Source organism: Vibrio sp. YT-19(2023) (genome assembly GCF_033337395.1).
On the sequence record NZ_JAWOQN010000013.1, the window covers coordinates 1 to 18,749 of the forward strand.

Sequence of the window (18,749 nt, forward strand, 5' to 3'; positions counted from 1 at the left end):
ATTGGCGCTGGACTAAACAAAGGCCCCCTTTTAGGGGGCTCACACAAAGCCACCTTCTTTAGAAGGTGGTAATTTACTTAACCCCCCTGAGCTTGTGAATTCAGGTAATTGGGTGAGGTTCAGCTCTCTAATGACCTTATCTGCAATATGATTCGATTTTAAAATGGCGATTTGCGTTTGAAAGTACTCTTTTTTTGTCGTGTCGACGCCATATACTTCCTCGATTGAAAGGGCGCTTTTTTGCTCCTCTTGGATGAGTAGCGTAGCTGTAGCTTGGTATATCGATGCTTTGGAGTAGATATACCAAGTACAAGTTAATGAGAACAGAAGCGTGAATGCTGCGATGCTTAGCCAATTCTTTTTAATCGCTTTGAAGTGATGGCCAAAACGAATCAGTTCTACTTTGTTCATCTGGAGATTATTTGGATGAGTCCCGTTCATTTGATTCCCTGTCACTTAAAAGAAGCTCTGGTCAATAAATACAATGTCACCAGGTTCAACGTTGCGGTGCATACTGACTCCTTCCATCGTTTGACCTGTTTTATGCTTGGTGAGGTTAATGCCTTTGCGTGAGGCTCTGTCGGTCAAGCCACCTGCTAGAGCGATGGCCTTCTCTATGGTTAACCCTGGACGGTACTCAAATCCACCAGGTTTCCTGACTTCGCCATTAACGTAAAACAGACGAAAGTTATTGATGGTGACCATCACTTTTGGATTGATGAGATAATCGCCTTTTAAGCCCGTTTCTATTTCGTACTTGAGTTGTTTTGGTGTTTTTTTGATTGCTTTAATTCGGCCAAGGTAGGGGTAATCAAAGTAGCCATCTGACGTTATTAGAATATTTTTAATCGTAAGATCTTCTTCACCATAGACCTGCACGGAAATGGTATCGCCAGTATCGAGTAAGTAATCTTCCTCGTTTGAGTCAGCGTTGACCAAAGTGCTAAATAGCAACAACGCTACACTCATGAATTTGATGAATGCCTTCATTAATAATCCTTTTTACAGAGAAAACTGTGCGCTTAAAGTCCAAATATTTTGTTCGAAGCTATAATCCGATCGGCTAGAGTTTTTATCTTGGTATTGCCAATCGGCTTGCAGCTGTATCCAACGTTTGATCTGATAATCGATACCAAAAGATAGAGTGTACCGATCGTCGTTTCTGGAGATTCCCGTGTAATCATCTTGTTGATAAACAGCACCTAAGCGAGTTGCAAGGTAACTATTCCAATCGTGCTTCAGGTTCAGTCGGTAACGAGTTTGTAGGTTGTAATCGCCATCTTGATCGGGGTTAACCGCCGCTTGAGTGGTTTTCACGCTGACTAGAGTTTGTTCTTGAGGCAACCATTCAAAGCCGATATCCCAACTAAAGCCTTTAAATGTCTCTCGTTGAGCGCTGTCAAAATCTTTGATTTGATAACCGAGTCGAGCGATGCCTTTGGTTTTTCCTGTGACTTCCCATTCGGCACCGGTGTAATAGAAACTGGTGTTGTTATCTTTCGATGGCTGCGCAGAATTTCGGTGCTGATAATCGGTTACGATTTGGTTTGTTCCGACTAACCAATAGGTTCTTGGCGTCGCTCTTAAATAGAACTCCAAATGTGCATTGGGAGCTCGAAAATCGTTGTATTTAGTTTTAGCGTTTGGGCGCCCAGGCAAGCCTTCACGATAGTTTTGATAGGTTTTATCACTATAGCCTAAACCGAATTCGAGTCTGCCTTTGGCACCGTTAGATCCAAAGACATAATTGGTTTTTACATCGTTACGGTTGAACTCTATTGGTGAGTCGATTGCGCTACCATTACCTTCGGTAATATCTTCTCCTCGAACTTCATGCTGGGCGCGAAAACGGTAATCAACCACTAAACGATGACGATGATTAAATTCGAAAAAGTTGGAAAACTGAAAAGTGTGGTCGTCGAAGTCGTTGCGATCGTCAGATGAAAAGCCAGCTTTTAACTTATATAAAATATCTGCGCGATAGCGATTCCGTTCTATACGTGCTAATAAGCTTGGTTCTATACCCCAAATATTGACCGATTCTACATTGCCGGATTTTTCCGCTTTATTGATGTTGTCATCTCCCTCGTAGAAAGTTTTTACGAGGGGAATCAACTCTATACCAGACTCGGTTTGGTAAGCCATCGGTTCTGCGAGCAAGTCAGTAGAAAACAGACTCAATGCTATTGCCATTGTCAGTTTCTTCATAATCTCAACCTTAGTAAGCGTTAGCACCAGTGAAGCCTTTGAAAACGGTCATAAAGATGATTTTGATGTCCATCCAAACCGACCAGTGGTGGATGTAATCCAAATCAAATTCGACTCTCTTTTCCATTTTTTCTAAGGTGTCGGTTTCGCCGCGATAACCATTAATCTGCGCCCAGCCAGTAATGCCTGGTTTTACTTTGTGACGTAGCATGTATCGGTCAACAATCTGGCGATACTCTTCATTGTGCGCCACGGCATGAGGGCGTGGACCAACAATAGACATGGTCCCTTGCAGTACATTGATAAATTGAGGCAGTTCGTCCAAAGAGGTGCGACGTAGAAATCCGCCAAAAGGCGTAATACGAGGATCGTTCTTTGTCGCCTGTTTCACGTTGGAACCTTGATCCATGGTTGTCATTGAACGGAACTTCCAGACTTCAATCTTGCGTCCATCAAGACCGTAACGATGTTGTTTAAAGATGACAGGGCCTTTAGAAGTTGCCTTAATGCCAATCGCAATGACGAATAGAATAGGGGCGATTAAGACCAAAATAATGCTCGAAAACAAGATGTCTTCAAACCGTTTTACCCAAGAAGAAATTCCAGCAAAAGGTGTATCAAAGACACTTAGTGTTTGAACTTGGCCGATCTGCGCCCAACGAGAATGTAAAAGGTTATAAGTGAAGAAGTCGGGAATCAGATACGTATTTGCGGTGGTATCTGAGAATTGGTTAAGAAGTGACGCAATGCGCTCTTTTGCGTGCATTGGCATCGCGATATAGACGTAATCTACTTCCCCTTTTTTAGCTCGCTCAAGGGCGTGGTCAACAGCTCCTTTAATAGGATAATCAGAATTTGGCAGTCTGTCGGAAGATCGTTCGTCGTAAAAGCCATCAAAAAGCACGCCGTGTTCTGTGTGGTTTTGAATTTCGTTAGCTAGGGTAATGCCGTGAGGAGTTTGGCCGATGATGATCGCAGTGCGAGTGTTGAATCCTTTTTTTCTCAAATAGGCTAATCCGGTACGGAATGTTACTCGCCATGCTAAAAGCAGAGCGGGCGTAATCGCAAACCACAGCGCTAAAATTGTGTTATCAAATAAGGTATGGACTTCAGAAAAATACAGCACAATAAAGATAAGTGCAGAAGTCACCGCCCAAGCAACACAGACAATAAACATCTGCTCTTTAAACGAACTGGTTCGCCAAGAGCGATAAAGATTGCCGCTTTCTGCCATAAATAGAAAGGAGATGCCTCCAACGAAAGCCAATATGACGTAATCTTTCCCCATCGCAGTATTCATGTCTTTGAACACTAAAAGCAGCATAAAAGAGACGATGACAGCAAGATCTGAGATGCGATATAAAAAAGCGAACTCCATCTCATGAGAGCGGATAAGTCCTTTTTGTTTCATGACTCAGTTTCCCTTCTGACACGCTACCGCCCTTGGGTGTCTTCCCCAATTGCCGTGTCGTGAACGTTATTAGTAGTTAGTGCACAGAGCATTCTGTGGAATGCTGCTGAGTTTTTTGTCACGTGTAATTTCGTTGATAAGTGTAAAAATTTGCTTTGTTGAGGTAAGTGGAAATAAGAATGATATTTAGCCCTTTGGCTAAGTTTGGCGGGTTAGGAAAAAGCTGGTACTTACTTATGAGGAATGAGGAAAAGTATTAAAAATGAAGTATCAGTACAAAGACAATGGTTTATGTGAGGGTAGAAGAAACGGGTGATTTGATTCGTTCACGATTAATGATTTAGTATCGAATTGCTGATATTTATTAAGATAAAAAAATCCCTCTCACTTGAGAGGGATTTTTTTGAGTAAGGACGAATGAACTATTCGACTTCTACGCCGTTTTCTTTGTATAGGCGGCGGCATGCGCGACCATCACTGTGGAACAGGTGACAACGATGAGCTGGAATACCGATCTCGATTTTATCGCCAGTGTCGACTGCAAGCGTGTCCGGCTGACGGAAAATAACGTCGGCGTCCGCGCCTTCTAGATTTAGGTATACTTGAGTTTCGTTACCTAGCTTCTCAACAATCATCACTTCACCGTGAATACTTGCATCAGCTTCAGAAGCGGATAATAGGTGCTCAGGGCGAATGCCTAAAGACATTCGGTCGCCGCGGTTAACGGTTGTACCATCCACCGGAATCCAGAAAGATACGCCGTTAGATAGTTGAACTTTGACGCGCTCTGCTTCTACTTCATCAATGAATACGCTCATGAAGTTCATTTTCGGAGAACCGATAAAGCCAGCTACAAAGCGGTTTTGTGGGTAATGGTAAAGCTCAAGCGGCTTACCAACTTGCGATACATAACCTCCGTCTAGTACAACGATTTTATCTGCCATTGTCATCGCTTCTACCTGATCGTGCGTTACGTAGATCATGGTACAACCAAGTTGGCGCTGAAGTTTCGTGATTTGTGCACGCATGTTTACACGCAGTGCCGCATCCAAGTTTGATAGTGGCTCGTCTAGAAGGAATACATTTGGCTGCGATACCAATGTTCGGCCAATCGCCACACGTTGACGCTGTCCACCAGAAAGTGCTTTTGGTTGGCGCTCAAGCAAGTGGCCTAGTTGTAGGATTTCTGCTGCTTGTTCAACACGCTTGTCGATTTCTGCTTTGTCTGCTTTTGCTAGTTTCAAGCCAAATGACATGTTGTCATATAAGTTAAGGTGCGGGTAAAGAGCGTAAGACTGGAATACCATACCAACACCACGTTTGGATGGTTCGACGTCATTCATGCGCTGGTCACCAATATACAAATCACCTGAAGTAATGTCTTCAAGACCGGCAATACAACGTAAAAGGGTAGATTTACCACAACCTGATGGACCTACGAAAACAACAAATTCACCTTCGTTGATTGTTAGGTTTACGTTCTTAGAAATCAGTACGTCGCCATACGCTTTACAAACATTTTTTAACGTGACACTCGCCATGTAGCTCGTCCTCGATCAATTTTTTATTATTCACCGCTCATCATTATATGAATTATCTAGCGAGCAGTAACAGTAGGAATCGGTAAGTTCTTGCGGTTGGTAAGAAAAGTAGGGTAGCACTTCAATAAAATGTCCTGAATAGAAGTGCTACCCATCATAGCCAAGTACGAGTTTCTCTCCCCCACATTATTCGTATTGTCTCCCCCGTGAAATAATTACCACAAACAACACTAATAATGACATTCCACTCGTCTGGCAATGCAAAACCAGCAAATCTTTTTCCTAATACGTAGGCACTGCTGGGAAAGGGTTCTTACCATCCACTCTTGGATGACTGCAGTTTCTAAGATTGTGCGTAGTGCGACATCCTCCTAATAGAAATAATTGTAGGGGGAGTAGAAAGGGAGGAGTAAAAAAGGAGGAGGAAGAAAGCAGTTGGTCGGAAATCACATTATTGCACCACCTAAAGTTGAAACCGATCACAGGAACTATCCATTTTGTGATTTGAGTCTCTTACCCTTGGCGATTTAGATCACGAAAATACGTCATAATTGTAAGGGCGTAGGGATTAGGAGGATGAGACATATTGGATTATTTCAGATGATATATGTCGAAATACGGCTGAACCTCAATGGACTAGCCCTACATCAAAAATATAAAAAGGATACGAACATGAAAAAGTTAAGCGCTGTAGCACTAGGTACTCTTGTTGCTTTGGGTTCTTTTGGTGCTAATGCTGCCATCGAAGAAGGACAACTTACTATCTGGATCAACGGTGATAAAGGCTACAACGGCCTTGCTGAAGTTGGTAAGAAATTTGAAGAAGACACAGGCATTAAAGTGACTGTGGCTCACCCAGATGGCCTTCAAGACAAATTCCCTCAAACTGCAGCGACTGGCGACGGTCCTGATATCGTATTCTGGGCTCACGACCGTTTCGGTGGTTACGCAGAAGCTGGCCTGCTAGCAGAAATTAAACCTTCTAAGAATATTCAAGAAGGTATCGTTGATTTCGCTTGGGATGCAGTACGTTACGACGGCAAATTGATCGGCTATCCAGTTGCGGTTGAGTCTCTATCTCTAATCTACAACAAAGACCTAGTTCCAAACCCACCAAAGTCTTGGGAAGAGGTTGCAGCATTAGATGCAAAACTTAAAAAAGACGGCAAGTCTGCAATCATGTGGAACCTAAAAGAACCGTACTTCACTTGGCCACTAATGGCGGCTGATGGCGGCTACGCGTTCAAATACACTTCTGAAGGTTACGATGTTAAAGACGCTGGTATCGCGAAAGAAGGCGTTAAAGACGCAATGAGCTTCGTAAAAGGCTTAGTTGATAAAGGCGTAATCTCTGCGGATATGGATTACTCAGTGTCTGAGTCTGCGTTCAACCAAGGCAAAACAGCGATGACGATCAACGGTCCATGGTCTTGGGGCAACATTGAGAAGTCAGGCGTTAACTACGGCGTGACTACGCTACCTAAGTTCCAAGGTCAATCTTCTAAGCCATTCGTTGGTGTTCTAACAGCTGGTATCAGCACTGCGTCTCCAAACAAAGACCTAGCGGTTGAGTTCATTGAGAACTACCTACTAACAAACGATGGCCTACGTATGGTTAACAACGATAAGCCTCTAGGTGCGGTAGCGCTTAACTCGTTCCAACGTGAACTAGATTCAGATACTCGTATCGCTGCGACTATGGATAACGCGATGAACGGCGAAATCATGCCAAATATCCCTCAAATGAACGCATTCTGGGGTGCGGCTAAGAACGCAATCATCAACGTAGTTGACGGTCGTCAAACTGTCGATGCAGCTCTTGCAGATGCAGAAAAACAAATGACTAAATAATTAAGTAAGACCTTTTTAAGGAGGAGGCAACTCCTCCTTACTTTTCTATATTTATTCTATATTCGCTAGCAGGTTCCCTATGCAGTCAGTTCAAGGTACAAATGCTATGACAGCACCAGAAGCCAGCCTTCCGAGCAGCAAAAAAGTGTTCATGAAATGGTCACTTTTAGGCACAGTCGGCATCATCAATGGCTACGCAACAATCCTTATGTATTCTCGCGGTGAGATTGCGTTTGCACTACTTACGCTCATTCTTACCGCTTTAGCGTTGTTCATCTTTGGTAGTAAAAAGACGTACGCACACCGTTACATCTACCCTGGTATAGCAGGGATGATCCTTTTCATTCTTTTCCCTTTGGCGTACACCATAGGTTTGGCGTTTACCAACTATAGCGCGAAGAACCAACTCTCTTTTGATCGCGCTCAGAACGTACTTTTGGACCGAACTTACCAAAGTGGTGATAGCTACCCGTTCACTTTGTATAAAACGGAGCAAGGCCATCAACTTGTGGTTGAAAAAGATGGTGAGCTACTTGCAAGCCCGACTTTTCAGCTTGATAACCTTTCAGCATCGGAGTTTGATCTTTCACCAATTGAAGAAGTAACGGGTGAAAAAGAATCAATCAAGGCGATTGTTAAGAACCGCAGTGCGTTGAGCAGTGTCGATTTACATTTGCCAAGTGGTGATGATATCCGCATGAGTGGGCTGCGCAAATTTGCTGCAGTTGTACCTTTGTACACATTACAAGAAGATGGTGAAACGCTTTACAACAACCGGACTGAAGAAACGCTACGTCCAAATATGGAAGTAGGTTACTACCAGCCTGTCGATGAAAACGGTCAATTTGTTGGTAGCACAGTGTCACCAGGTTTCGTGGTGAACATTGGTACCCACAACTTTGAGCGTGTTTGGAAAGATGATGGTATCAAAGAGCCGTTTATCAGTATCTTTATCTGGACCATTGTTTTCTCTGCGCTAACCGTATTATTTACGCTTGTTATTGGTCTTGTCCTTGCCAGTGTGGTTCAGTGGGAAGCACTTAAAGGTCGCTCAGTTTACCGTTTGTTGCTAATCCTGCCTTATGCAGTTCCGGCGTTTATTTCTATCTTGATCTTTAAAGGTTTGTTTAACCAAAGCTTTGGTGAGATCAACATGTTGTTGGAAGGCTTATTCGGCATTAGCCCGGCTTGGTTTTCTGATCCGTTCATGGCGAAAACCATGATCTTAATTGTTAACACTTGGCTTGGTTTCCCTTACATGATGATTTTGTGTATGGGCTTACTAAAAGCGATTCCAGACGATTTATATGAAGCATCAGCAATTGATGGTGCGAACTTTGTCACGAACTTCACACGTATCACACTACCAATGATGTTGAAGCCGTTAACACCATTGTTGATCGCGAGTTTTGCATTTAACTTCAACAACTTCGTACTTATCCAGTTGTTGACTGGCGGTGGTCCAAACATGATTGGTACATCAGAGCCTGCGGGTTACACCGACCTGCTAGTAAGTTACACCTACCGAATCGCATTCGAAGGTGCTGGTGGTCAAGACTTCGGTCTAGCAAGTGCAGTAGCAACGCTTATCTTCCTATTGGTTGGCGCATTGGCACTTATCAACCTACGCGTAACTAAAGTAGCTCAGGACTAAGGAGAAATTACAATGGCAATGGTACAAGGTAAGTCATTAAAGTATCGTGTTTGGGCTACTCATATTGCAATGTGGGCATTCTTGGCACTGATTATTTTCCCTTTACTGATGATCATCGCGATTTCATTCCGTGAAGGTAACTTTGCAACGGGTAGCCTGATCCCAGACAACCCAACACTTGATCACTGGAAATTGGCATTAGGTTTCTCGGTGACTAATCCAGACGGTACAGTTACACCGCCACCATTCCCAGTAATGACATGGTTGTGGAACTCGGTAAAAGTGGGTGGTATTTCTGCAATCCTAATCGTGGCGCTATCAACCACATCGGCTTACGCGTTTGCTCGTATGAAGTTCAAAGGTAAGAACACCATTCTTAAAGCGATGATGATCTTCCAGATGTTCCCTGCGGTGTTGGCACTGGTTGCTCTGTACGCGTTGTTCGACAAACTGGGTCAGTACATTCCTTTCCTTGGTCTGAACACGCATGGCGGTCTGATCTTCGCTTACTTAGGCGGTATCGCACTGCACGTTTGGACCATTAAAGGCTACTTCGAAAGTATTGACTCGTCTCTAGAAGAAGCAGCGGCTCTTGATGGTGCTACACCATGGCAAGCATTCCGTTTGGTATTGCTGCCACTGTCTGTGCCAATCCTAGCGGTAGTCTTCATCTTGTCGTTCATCATGGTAATTGGTGAAGTTCCTGTAGCGTCACTACTGCTTTCTGATGTAGACTCGTACACACTTGCAGTGGGTATGCAGCAATACCTATATCCACAAAACTACTTGTGGGGTGACTTTGCCGCAGCTGCTGTACTTTCAGCAGTGCCAATCACTGCCGTATTCTTACTTGCGCAGCGCTGGTTGGTTGGTGGTCTAACCGCTGGTGGTGTGAAAGGATAATCTCTTGTGGTCTGAGATTGATAAGAATAACTAGAAAAGGGCGACCACATGGTCGCCCTTATACTTAGCACGGATATTACAATTTTGGTTTGGCCGCCGATCAGTAATATCTTGGCTTTTATTGGCGTTACGCATAGCTGGCTGTTAGCTTAGTTCCTTACGATTCAATCACTAACAGTTTTTGTAACCATAACCTGAGTTTAGACTCAGGTTTTTTTATGCCTGTTAAAGGCAATTGTGCAATAAGTAGATAGAGATTAGCGGCTTTGCAATGGATTACACAGGGCTTGAATAATGCCCTGCGTAGCACTTCACATAAATAACTAGAGCTTAGTAAAAAGCTAAATTGAGGTAGGGAAGGAAGAGATTAAAACTCTCGGCTGGAAGGTGCGCATCCAACGTATTGAAGCAGCGTGTACAAACTTTCTTGCTGCAGTGCGACGCGACGAAATAGATTAGCAAAGGTAACGTCACCGCCAAAGCAAGTTTGAATGTAATGATTAATTTCTGTTTCGTTATACCCCTCGACGTACATGGTTCTCACCCACTGGTACTCGACCGCTTTTAAATTGGTCAACGTCTCTTCACTTAAGGTCGTTTCTTTTAGTCTCAAGATCCAAACTCTATCCAACTCTAAAATAATGGATGGATTTAAGCAAAGCTAGGTGAAGGATTTATGACAGAGAAGGGCGAGCGTGAAACAAATGGCAAAACCATGATGTTGCTCCACACTCTGGGTCTAGGTAACGTTGAGGTACTTAATAGCGTTCTTAACGGATGCCAGTTACTTGAGATATTTAACGTGTGCTTCCATTTCTTCCCCAATCTCTTTACGCATGTTCATAAGACGGATAGCGGATTGCTCTAAGGCTTTGTCTTCATCTGACTCTGGAATCCATTTCGGTACATCGGTTGGTTTTCCGTTTTCATCTACAGCAACCATGATAACGATACAGTGAGTGGTGAGTCTGTTTTTCATTTGCTTTGGATCACTAGCTTGCACGTCAATCGCAATGTGCATTGAGCTTCGTCCGGTATAAATGACTTTCGCGCTAACTTCGACTAAGTTGCCGACATGAATCGGCGCAACAAACCGAATGCCGCCAGCATATGCGGTAATGCAATATTTACCACTCCACGCTGCAGAACAGGCGTACGCTGCCAAGTCGATCCATTTCATTACGGCGCCGCCGTGCACTTTTCCGCCAAAATTTACGTCGCTGGGTTCTGCTAAAAAGCGAAGGGTAATGTCTCTTTGACCACTGCTCATCTGTCTTTCCTTGATGGGTTATTGTTTTCCCAATTTAGCAGCAAGATGAATTTTCGGGAATAGCGAATGAAACAAAACATTAACTTTTATTCGAACGCTGGAAGTGACAAGCCACAGCGTAGTTCTATGGCTTGAGGTGTAGATGTTAATTGGCGGTAGAGGCAATCTCAGAATTGGACAATGGTTTTCTCTGTCTTACTTTTATTTGCGACAGGATAACGCCAGAGATGACTAACAACCCACCAATAATGTGGTAAGCGTAAATTTTCTCACCAATTAGTGTTGAAGCAAGTATGACGGAAACCACAGGCATTAGGTTCATGAACATAGCACTTGAATCAGCACCAATTGAATCAATCGCTTTGACCCACATCAGCGGCGCGAAAATGGAAGCAGCAATACCAGCATAAGCGATTAATGGTAGCGCGTCTTGGCTTGGTAACAGTTGCTCACTAGAGAGCCAAAGTGGTGTGAGCATCAAAACAGAAAAGAAGCCCTGCATGTAAACCAGAGTCAAACTACTGAATGGCATTTTCCAGCGTTTTAGCAGAACACAATAAGCCGCGTATACCATGGCAGCAACGAGCATTAAGCTGTCACCTTGCGTTAAGTCTTGATGTAAAAAGTAAGTGATATCACCGTGACCAAGCATAAATGCCAAGCCGCCGAGCGAAATGACACCACCGACGATACTTAACATTGATATAGATTTACCGAGCAATGGGACACTTAAAAACACACTGATCAAAGGAACTAAAGAGGTGATCAGGGCCATATTAGAGGCCGTTGTTGTTAAACCGGCATAGTATCCAAGTGACTGGTTGAGAACCATACCAAGTAACGCAAGAAACGCCAACTTAGCTAAGTAAGGTCGAATAATGTGTCGTTGTTTGATGATTGCAGGCAGGCAAAATGGCGTTAGGAGTACCATTGCGACAAACCAACGGTAGAAACTCATCGCACTTGGTTCAATGGCGCTCGCAGCCATCTTGTTCACAATTGAGTTACCACCCCAAATCATAACGGTGAAAAACGGAAGTAAATAAATCATGAGAACCCTATAGCACAATTATTGATGGCGCTAGTCTGGCAGGTCTTTATAATAAAAAGTATCTCTTAAAAGACATCGTAAGCGATAGGAAGACAATTTTGAAAAAGAGCGCCAGAAATCTTCACCCCTCCTTATCAATCGATCGTGCGCCATCAGATGTATTTATGAATTTCGAAGCGTTTCTCTCTAATACAGAAACACGAATTCATAGCCACCCTTGGGGGCAAGTGCAACTGATCAGCGGTGGGATTCTGGAGATGGATGCAGAAGACACAAGATTTCTAGCACCTCCACATCTTGCTATTTGGGTTCCCGCCGGAATTCGTCACACTAGCTACAACCGTAAGCCAATCGAATATTGTTCTTTGAATATTGCCCCTGAATTGACAGCGCATTTTCCTACCAAAACGAGCTTGATCAAAGTGACTCCAATCGTGTCATCTATTATTGAGGACTTTCGTCAGCGAGACATTAACGTGGCGCAAACTGATGAAGACAAGCGCTTGGTACAAGTGTTATTGGACCAGCTTGCAAAGCAAGAAGTCGAACATCACTTTTTACCGACTACCGACAATAAGTATCTTGAACCGATTTTAAAAGCAGTAGAAGAATCGCCGACGGATGAGATCAGTTTGGCGGAGTGGGCGGCAAAAGTGCATACCACAGAACGCACGTTAGCGAGACATTGCCAGAGTGAGTTGGGCATGAGCTTTACTGAGTGGCGCTTACGTGTGCGATATTTACATTCTATGGAGTTGCTGCGTAAAGGGCAGACCGTAAAAGAAGTCGCTCTGACGTTAGGTTATAACCAAGCCAGCCCTTTTATCGCGATGTTCAAGAAATACTCCGGCATGACACCGGAGCAATACAAGAATCGATTGTTGTAAAAGTGTAGAGTCTATTTTAAAAAAATTGACAATGCGCTGTATGATGACCGACTCGAAAAGCTGATGGTATTGGAAAGACCTACGTCTATCTTGTGTCAGATTGAGTCAGAATTATAACCTTGAGAATTCGCTTTATTATCATTGCTTTACAACATGCCTGTAAGATTCTTTAGATGATACAATGTGCTAAAGTGACAAAAAACTCAATTGACACCGCTTAGATTTAAGTATTGATTGTTATTAGTTTCTTCAGCCGCCAATTTGTCCCTACTTTTCAAGGAAGTAGAGTTGTACTGTGCAACTATAACTCTTCTACCCTCAATCGTGAGTTCCAATGTGGGTGACCATATATTCTGATCGCGATGCGTCACAATAATCACGGTCGAGTTCAATGTTTGAATATGTTGAGCAATACTTTTTTCGGTTGCTTCGTCTAATGCTGCCGTCGCTTCGTCGAAAATGAGGATTGGCGCCTTTTTAATGAGAGCTCGCGCAATTGCAACTCTCTGTCTTTCACCTCCTGACAACCCTGAGCCTCTTTGTCCTACTGTTTGATGTATTCCTTTAGGAGATGAGTCAATAAGTTTGTCCAATTGTGCGTGTCTTGCAAAGCTCTCAACTTCATAATCACTTGCATTGGGATTACCTAACCGAATGTTATCCGCCAATGTGCCAGTAAAAATGACCGGTTCCTGAGCAACATAGGCTATATGCTGGGTGAGCACGTCATAAGGGATATTCTTTAGATCTATCCCTCCGAGCGAAATAAGACCTTGGTCAGGATCATCAAACCTTAGAAACAGGCCCAGTAAAGTGCTTTTCCCACTGCCACTGACTCCATTGATGACGACGGTATCACCTTGTTTGATCTCCGTGCTAGCATCTTCAAAGAGATCTAAATGGCCCACAAGGTTCAGTTCGAACTTATGGTTTTTGGGGGAGGTTGCAAATTGAGGATTAGGCTCAGGCAGAACAGGGACATTCGTTAACTGAGCGTAATTTTTAATTGAGGATTTTACGTCGTTAATCGCAAAGCCTGCCAACGCGAGTTCACCCAAAGGTGCAGCTGCACGGGTAATCAATATCAATAAAGCCAAGGCTAATAAGGGTTGAGTAATCGGCTCTAAGACGAGATAGATGGCGATACCTGCAAGGGGTAAAATCGTTGCCAATCCTGATACTAAGGTTGCGATAGAAGCGTTACGATTAATAGTTGAATGAGCTTCTTCTTGTGCGTGCCAACTCTGTTCAATACGCTCGATTGAGCGCTCAGGCCCCGCTGTTGAGCGAAGTAACTCAAGGTGATCTATGAGCTCAAGTGTTGATTTAGTCGCTTGAAGCTCTGCGTCATGTCGGTCGCTATCTGAGCGACTTAGGTATCTTTGCGCCTTGTACTGAACGAGCAGTGCAACTAGTAACAATACGGCACTGAGTAGTGCAATTTCACCTCCTCCAACGACCCCAATACCGATAATTAAAAATATGGGTAACATTGGAGCGTGCAAAAATGTTTGTAGCTGATGAGCAGGAATGGCCATAAAGCCAGGTATTCCTCGTTCTGCTAGTTGAGTGAGCTGAGTTCTATGCTGATCATTAAACCAAGCTAACTTTGCTTTACTGAGCGAATGACCTACTGATGAATAAAGATCCCCAGCCAGTTTCGCACCAGAGAGAAATCCAGAACGAGTTACAATAACGGTAACTATCACAGTTAGAACAGCAGCTATTATGACGTTCAATGGTGAAGCTTGTTCGACAATAGATATTGCAAGAAATGTGTAAGCCGTTGCCTCAAATAATGCAACTAGTCCCCAACCTATAGCGACTCGATATAGACGGTGCTTTGCACTTTGTGGAATTGTCGAATTGGAATAGAGGGTATTGTGAGCCGTCATACTTCTTCATCCTGTCGTTGAGCCTTTCTGTTGAGCATCAATGTAGTGTCTGCAAGTTTCGCGAGTTCTGAGTCGTGAGTAATTATGATCAATATCTTGTCTTGTGTTTTCGCAAACTTCGCGAGATTTCTGATCACAGTGAAGGCCGTATTTTTATCGAGAGCACTGGTTGGTTCATCCAGTAATAGAACGTTGGCTTGAGTTAGAAATGTGTTAGCTATTGCGACACGTTGTTGCTCGCCTCCTGAAAGCACGCTTGCATCAGAATTGAGGTCAATCTTTAATTGAGCTTGTTGCAAAGCTTGGTTCAGCTCGTCGTCACTTGAACTTGGCGTTGATAGTTTCAAATTCTGCCTAATGGTAGTTTTGAGTACACCGATATCTTGGGGTACATAGCGTATGGCGGAGTATCGGGATATCTCAGAGAGTTTAGACAGTTGATTGCCTCCTAAGGTAACGAAGCCTGAAAGAGGTGTTTCTTGACCTGCTAATAGACGTAGTAACGTACTTTTGCCTGCTCCGCTAGGCCCCATGATGGCTGTAAATGAACCCCGTGGGAAGTAGTGGGAGAAGTTATCAATAATATTAACGGTTCCATTAGCCACTACGATATTTGATGCTTGTAGTGATAGCGGTTTTTCTCCCGCGCTCAAACTGCCACTTTCTATTTGTGGTTGCTGTAAAAAGTCGCTGATGTTCTTTGCAGCATTCTTTCCTGCGTTAACGTAGTCCAATCCATGGCCAAGCTTCAGTGCGGGTGATACGACGGCCAAACCAAAAAAGAATAGCGACGCCATTGCCACGGGACTTAATTCATAGCCAATGGTATAGGCCATTGCGAAAGTCGAAACCGCTTGAAGTAATGCGGTAGCAATTGCTGCTGGAAGGGCAACGCTACCAACCCATTTCACTATGCCGTGAGTAAAGCGTCTTGTGGCATCATTATAGCTGTCGAGTGCTCCTGCTTGCGTGCCGTAAATTCGATTTACTCGGATACCTCTTGTGTAGTCGTTTACTGCGGTAACGATATCACCCATTATTGTCATGCGCTCTTTGCCATGTTTAGCGGCGAACCTAGGTAAAAAGAGTAGGTAGTACAATGATGCAATTAGACCAGGGAGCAGAGTAAGCATCGCTACCGGACCTGTGAGATTCAACATGATAAAAATAGAAGTTGCGGGTACGACAATGAATGTCACGAGTTCTGAAGGCAAATGCGCAACCATGTGGTGAAGCGTGCTGATGTCTTCGGAAACTATGCGACGCAGTTGATTATCACCATATTGAGAGATGGTCTTGCTTGGCAAGCGCGTCAAGTGCTGGCCAACTTGGCGACGTAATCGAGTGGAAAACTGCGACTCGGCATCATGAACTAACCACGAGCCCACTGATGAGGCAAGTGCGCTAGCCGCCCAAAGTCCTATGGCACCGTAAATCCATTGGTTTGCAAATTTATCGATAAGGTTTATCAAGCATAGCAGTGCACCAACTTTTGCCACAGCGGCAAGTGCTTCACAAAACGTTCCCAAAGCAAGCTTCTTAATCGATGGCTTTAAGGCTGGCATGAAGCTAGGCGTAACGTAATGTTGGCTGATTTTACTTATCATATTGTCACCTTATCTAGCCTATCAAGCGAAAATAAGGAGAACGTGGTAGAGCATATTGAGCTCTTATCGTTTTTCATATAAAGCCTATGGAAGTGGACGTTGATGGATTATGTTTTGAATTAACTTTGGCCGTAGGTGTTGCGAGCTCTTTGTCTGCTTGAATGTTGAAGATGAGTACTTCCTTTGATTTGTTGTGAATTTTCATGAACAGCCAAATGGGAGTAAGTCCCCCTTAGAAGGCAGGCTAAAGGGGAGGTGGAGGGATTAGAAATCCGCAGTAGCTGACAGCATCACTGTACGTGGTGCGCCAAGAGCTAGGTCCGCATAGTGGGTGGTTGTCCAGTAATCTTCATCCAGTACATTGTTTACGCTAAGGCGCCAAACCACGCTTGTTTCAGCAATATTTGAGTTGTAGCGTGCGCCAAGATCAAGAATAGTCTGTGCAGGTAATACCTGAGTGTTTTGTGCATCAATGTACTGTTCAGACATATAGTTCGCTTGGCCGATAAGCGTGAGATCACGCATCGCAGGGAGGTTCCATTCTAATGCGAGTTTAGCTTGTAAATCGGGTAGCTTAGTTGCTTGTTTCCCCTCCTCTGTCACATCTGTTGCTTTTGTAATCTCTGCATCTGTATAGGCGATACCACCGATGAGCGTATAGTCCTTTGATAGTGTGCCGTAGAACCCCCATTCAATACCGCGATTGCGCTGTTCACCACCGAAAGAAAAAATGTTGGTATCCGGATCTTGGTACCCATTTGGCTTTTTAATCTCAAATAAACTGAACGTATGAGCAAAGCCGTCCAGGTCAAGCTTCACGCCTGCTTCAGTCTGTTTGGTTTTTTGGGGTTCAAAAGCCTCTCCTGCGTTTGCAGCGCTAGAGCCTGCTGTTTTCCCATTCGTTAAGCCTTCGGTGTAGTTACCATAAAGCGAAACTGAGCTCGAAACTTTGTATAATGCTGCAAGTGCGGGAGTGTAAGTACTTTCCTTAAACTTGGTGGTAGGAAGCGACATTCCGTTCATTATTATTCCAGATTCATAATCAATGCTCTGGTAACGCAAGCCGAGCGTGATTTGATATTTCCCATCAACAAAAGATAACGTATCGGCAATGCCATAGCTGACCTGAGTTGAATCGACAGGTAAACCATAGTAGTTGTCGTAAACTGAATTTTCTGGTCCCCAAACAGGATCATAAATATTCGAGTTCCAAGGGGCTGGATTATTATTACCTGTTGGAGAATCATTTTTATCTTCTCTAAAGTAAGTACTATTCAGTACAAGGTGGTGTTCTACTGGGCCAATGTCAAAGTTGCTACGAACACCTATCTCACCTGAAGTTCGTTTGTTCTCAAGCTTAACTGATCCGAGAGATACCTCTAGGTTACCCTCGTTATCGATGATTTTGATTCGTTGCGGTACATTTGAATGAAAATCTGTACGGCTACCACCCAATGCGCTGTATACAGTTACAGAGTCACTAACGTTTAGCTCCCCGCGAATCATCATCCCTTTATCTTCGCTATTATTGTAGGCCCAACTTGGCGTCAATAATGTGTCAGATGGAGGAGGTGATGGGATTTTGAGACCAGAAGCGATGCTTAACCCACGGTTTGCACCTTCAACTAGCTCTGTACTGTAGTAAAAATCTGCTTCAAGGAAAGCAATGTCATTACGCCAATCAAGGCTTAATGATGCAAGTTGAGTTTTGTTGCTTTGGTTGTTTATCGCGGTGTCTCCATCTTTAAATGCACCGTTGAAACGAATACCAAATTCTTCATTTGTACCAAAGCGACGTCCAATATCGATATGTCCTCCGAATTGAGTGTCCGATAAGTAGCTGCCGGTGAAAGATGTGATTGGTGTTTCTTGTGCTCTTTTTGTCACTAAGTTGATGGTGCCACCAACAGATCCATTCGGTGGCATACCGTTGAGCAAAGAAGCAGGACCTTTAAGTACATCAATACGTTGATACATTTCAGGAGAGGTTCGGTAATAAGGAGCGATACCATACAATCCATTAAACATAACGTCGCTAATGTCTGAGTTGAAACCTCTTACTTTGAAACTTTCTTTGTTTAAGCCGGTTTCACCGCTGGTGAAAACAGAGGGATCAGAAGCTGAGATTACATCTGAGATATCGCGTGCTTGTTGGTCTTGAATGTGTTTTTCTGTGTATCCAATCGTATTGAAAGGCGTTTCCATGAAGTTTTTGTCGCCAAGCATTCCCATATTACTCGCGTGAGAAACTTTGCCAGCGGCATAAACTCTGTTTGCTTCACCATAAACTGTCATTGATTCATCTACGACTTCTTCAGCTTGAGCGATACTAATTGGTACGACAAAAGTACTAAATTGAAGTGAAATAAAGAGGGCGATATGACACGGGCTTGGTTTGTTTTTCTGTGAAGAGTCCATCGCTATCTGATGATAGTCATGAGTCATTATAGATTCCTTTTCTTTGTTTGGGC

At 43.7% G+C, this 18,749-nt stretch carries 14 protein-coding genes and 1 pseudogene; 4 read left to right on the top strand and 11 right to left on the bottom strand.

From position 1 onward, the window contains the following. Nucleotides 1-72: 72 nt before the first annotated feature. The 5 genes and pseudogenes from R7E78_RS11510 to malK all read right to left on the bottom strand — a co-directional run. Nucleotides 73-441: pseudogene (locus R7E78_RS11510) on the bottom strand (Wzz/FepE/Etk N-terminal domain-containing protein); the annotation flags it as partial. A gap of 15 nt (nt 442-456) precedes the next feature. Further along, the gene (locus R7E78_RS11515; protein WP_005375265.1) at nt 457-990 is read right to left on the bottom strand and encodes a polysaccharide biosynthesis/export family protein; all 534 of its coding nucleotides are present in this window, start codon (nt 988-990) and stop codon (nt 457-459) included. Nucleotides 991-1,002: 12 nt separating this feature from the next. After that, nucleotides 1,003-2,208 carry an outer membrane beta-barrel protein gene (locus tag R7E78_RS11520; protein WP_053307882.1) on the bottom strand — a complete coding sequence of 402 codons (1,206 nt, stop codon included), beginning with the start codon at nt 2,206-2,208 and terminating at the stop codon, nt 1,003-1,005. 10 nt (nt 2,209-2,218) lie between these two features. After that, the gene (locus R7E78_RS11525) at nt 2,219-3,619 is read right to left on the bottom strand and encodes an undecaprenyl-phosphate glucose phosphotransferase (protein WP_033906767.1); all 1,401 of its coding nucleotides are present in this window, start codon (nt 3,617-3,619) and stop codon (nt 2,219-2,221) included. Between the two features lie 422 nt (nt 3,620-4,041). Further along, nucleotides 4,042-5,160 carry a maltose/maltodextrin ABC transporter ATP-binding protein MalK gene (gene malK / locus R7E78_RS11530; RefSeq protein WP_318057883.1) on the bottom strand — a complete coding sequence of 373 codons (1,119 nt, stop codon included), beginning with the start codon at nt 5,158-5,160 and terminating at the stop codon, nt 4,042-4,044. Between the two features lie 672 nt (nt 5,161-5,832). On the opposite strand from malK, the gene malE reads away from it, so the two are divergent. The 3 genes from malE to malG all read left to right on the top strand — a co-directional run bounded on the left by malE (nt 5,833) and on the right by malG (nt 9,568). Further along, the gene (gene malE / locus R7E78_RS11535; RefSeq protein ID WP_005375272.1) at nt 5,833-7,011 is read left to right on the top strand and encodes a maltose/maltodextrin ABC transporter substrate-binding protein MalE; all 1,179 of its coding nucleotides are present in this window, start codon (nt 5,833-5,835) and stop codon (nt 7,009-7,011) included. 79 nt (nt 7,012-7,090) lie between these two features. Then, nucleotides 7,091-8,665 carry a maltose ABC transporter permease MalF gene (gene malF / locus R7E78_RS11540; protein ID WP_005375273.1) on the top strand — a complete coding sequence of 525 codons (1,575 nt, stop codon included), beginning with the start codon at nt 7,091-7,093 and terminating at the stop codon, nt 8,663-8,665. A 12-nt stretch (nt 8,666-8,677) separates the two neighbouring features. Next, a complete protein-coding gene (gene malG, locus R7E78_RS11545; protein ID WP_005375275.1) occupies nt 8,678-9,568 on the top strand; it encodes a maltose ABC transporter permease MalG in 891 nt (296 codons plus the stop codon). Between the two features lie 367 nt (nt 9,569-9,935). On the opposite strand, the gene R7E78_RS11550 is transcribed toward malG, so the two are convergent. The 3 genes from R7E78_RS11550 to R7E78_RS11560 form a co-directional block, all read right to left on the bottom strand. Next, nucleotides 9,936-10,181, bottom strand: a complete 246-nt coding sequence (locus R7E78_RS11550; protein ID WP_005375277.1) for a hypothetical protein — start codon at nt 10,179-10,181, stop codon at nt 9,936-9,938. A gap of 171 nt (nt 10,182-10,352) precedes the next feature. Beyond that, on the bottom strand, nt 10,353-10,838 hold the full coding sequence (locus tag R7E78_RS11555; RefSeq protein ID WP_005375279.1) for an acyl-CoA thioesterase: 486 nt from the start codon (nt 10,836-10,838) through the stop codon (nt 10,353-10,355). A 145-nt stretch (nt 10,839-10,983) separates the two neighbouring features. After that, nucleotides 10,984-11,889 (bottom strand): DMT family transporter, encoded by a 906-nt coding sequence (locus R7E78_RS11560; protein WP_017821248.1) that lies wholly within the window; start codon nt 11,887-11,889, stop codon nt 10,984-10,986. Nucleotides 11,890-11,987: 98 nt separating this feature from the next. On the opposite strand from R7E78_RS11560, the gene R7E78_RS11565 reads away from it, so the two are divergent. Next, the gene (locus R7E78_RS11565; protein WP_005385013.1) at nt 11,988-12,776 is read left to right on the top strand and encodes an AraC family transcriptional regulator; all 789 of its coding nucleotides are present in this window, start codon (nt 11,988-11,990) and stop codon (nt 12,774-12,776) included. A gap of 203 nt (nt 12,777-12,979) precedes the next feature. Here R7E78_RS11565 and R7E78_RS11570 read toward each other — a convergent pair whose 3' ends face one another. The 3 genes from R7E78_RS11570 to R7E78_RS11580 all read right to left on the bottom strand — a co-directional run bounded on the left by R7E78_RS11570 (nt 12,980) and on the right by R7E78_RS11580 (nt 18,723). Continuing rightward, nucleotides 12,980-14,671, bottom strand: a complete 1,692-nt coding sequence (locus R7E78_RS11570; protein WP_017821247.1) for an ABC transporter ATP-binding protein — start codon at nt 14,669-14,671, stop codon at nt 12,980-12,982. Next, the gene (locus tag R7E78_RS11575) at nt 14,668-16,278 is read right to left on the bottom strand and encodes an ABC transporter ATP-binding protein (protein ID WP_318057884.1); all 1,611 of its coding nucleotides are present in this window, start codon (nt 16,276-16,278) and stop codon (nt 14,668-14,670) included. Before R7E78_RS11575 ends, R7E78_RS11570 begins: the two co-directional genes overlap by 4 nt. A 264-nt stretch (nt 16,279-16,542) precedes the next feature. Beyond that, the gene (locus R7E78_RS11580) at nt 16,543-18,723 is read right to left on the bottom strand and encodes a TonB-dependent receptor (RefSeq protein ID WP_318057885.1); all 2,181 of its coding nucleotides are present in this window, start codon (nt 18,721-18,723) and stop codon (nt 16,543-16,545) included. Nucleotides 18,724-18,749 lie beyond the last annotated feature (26 nt).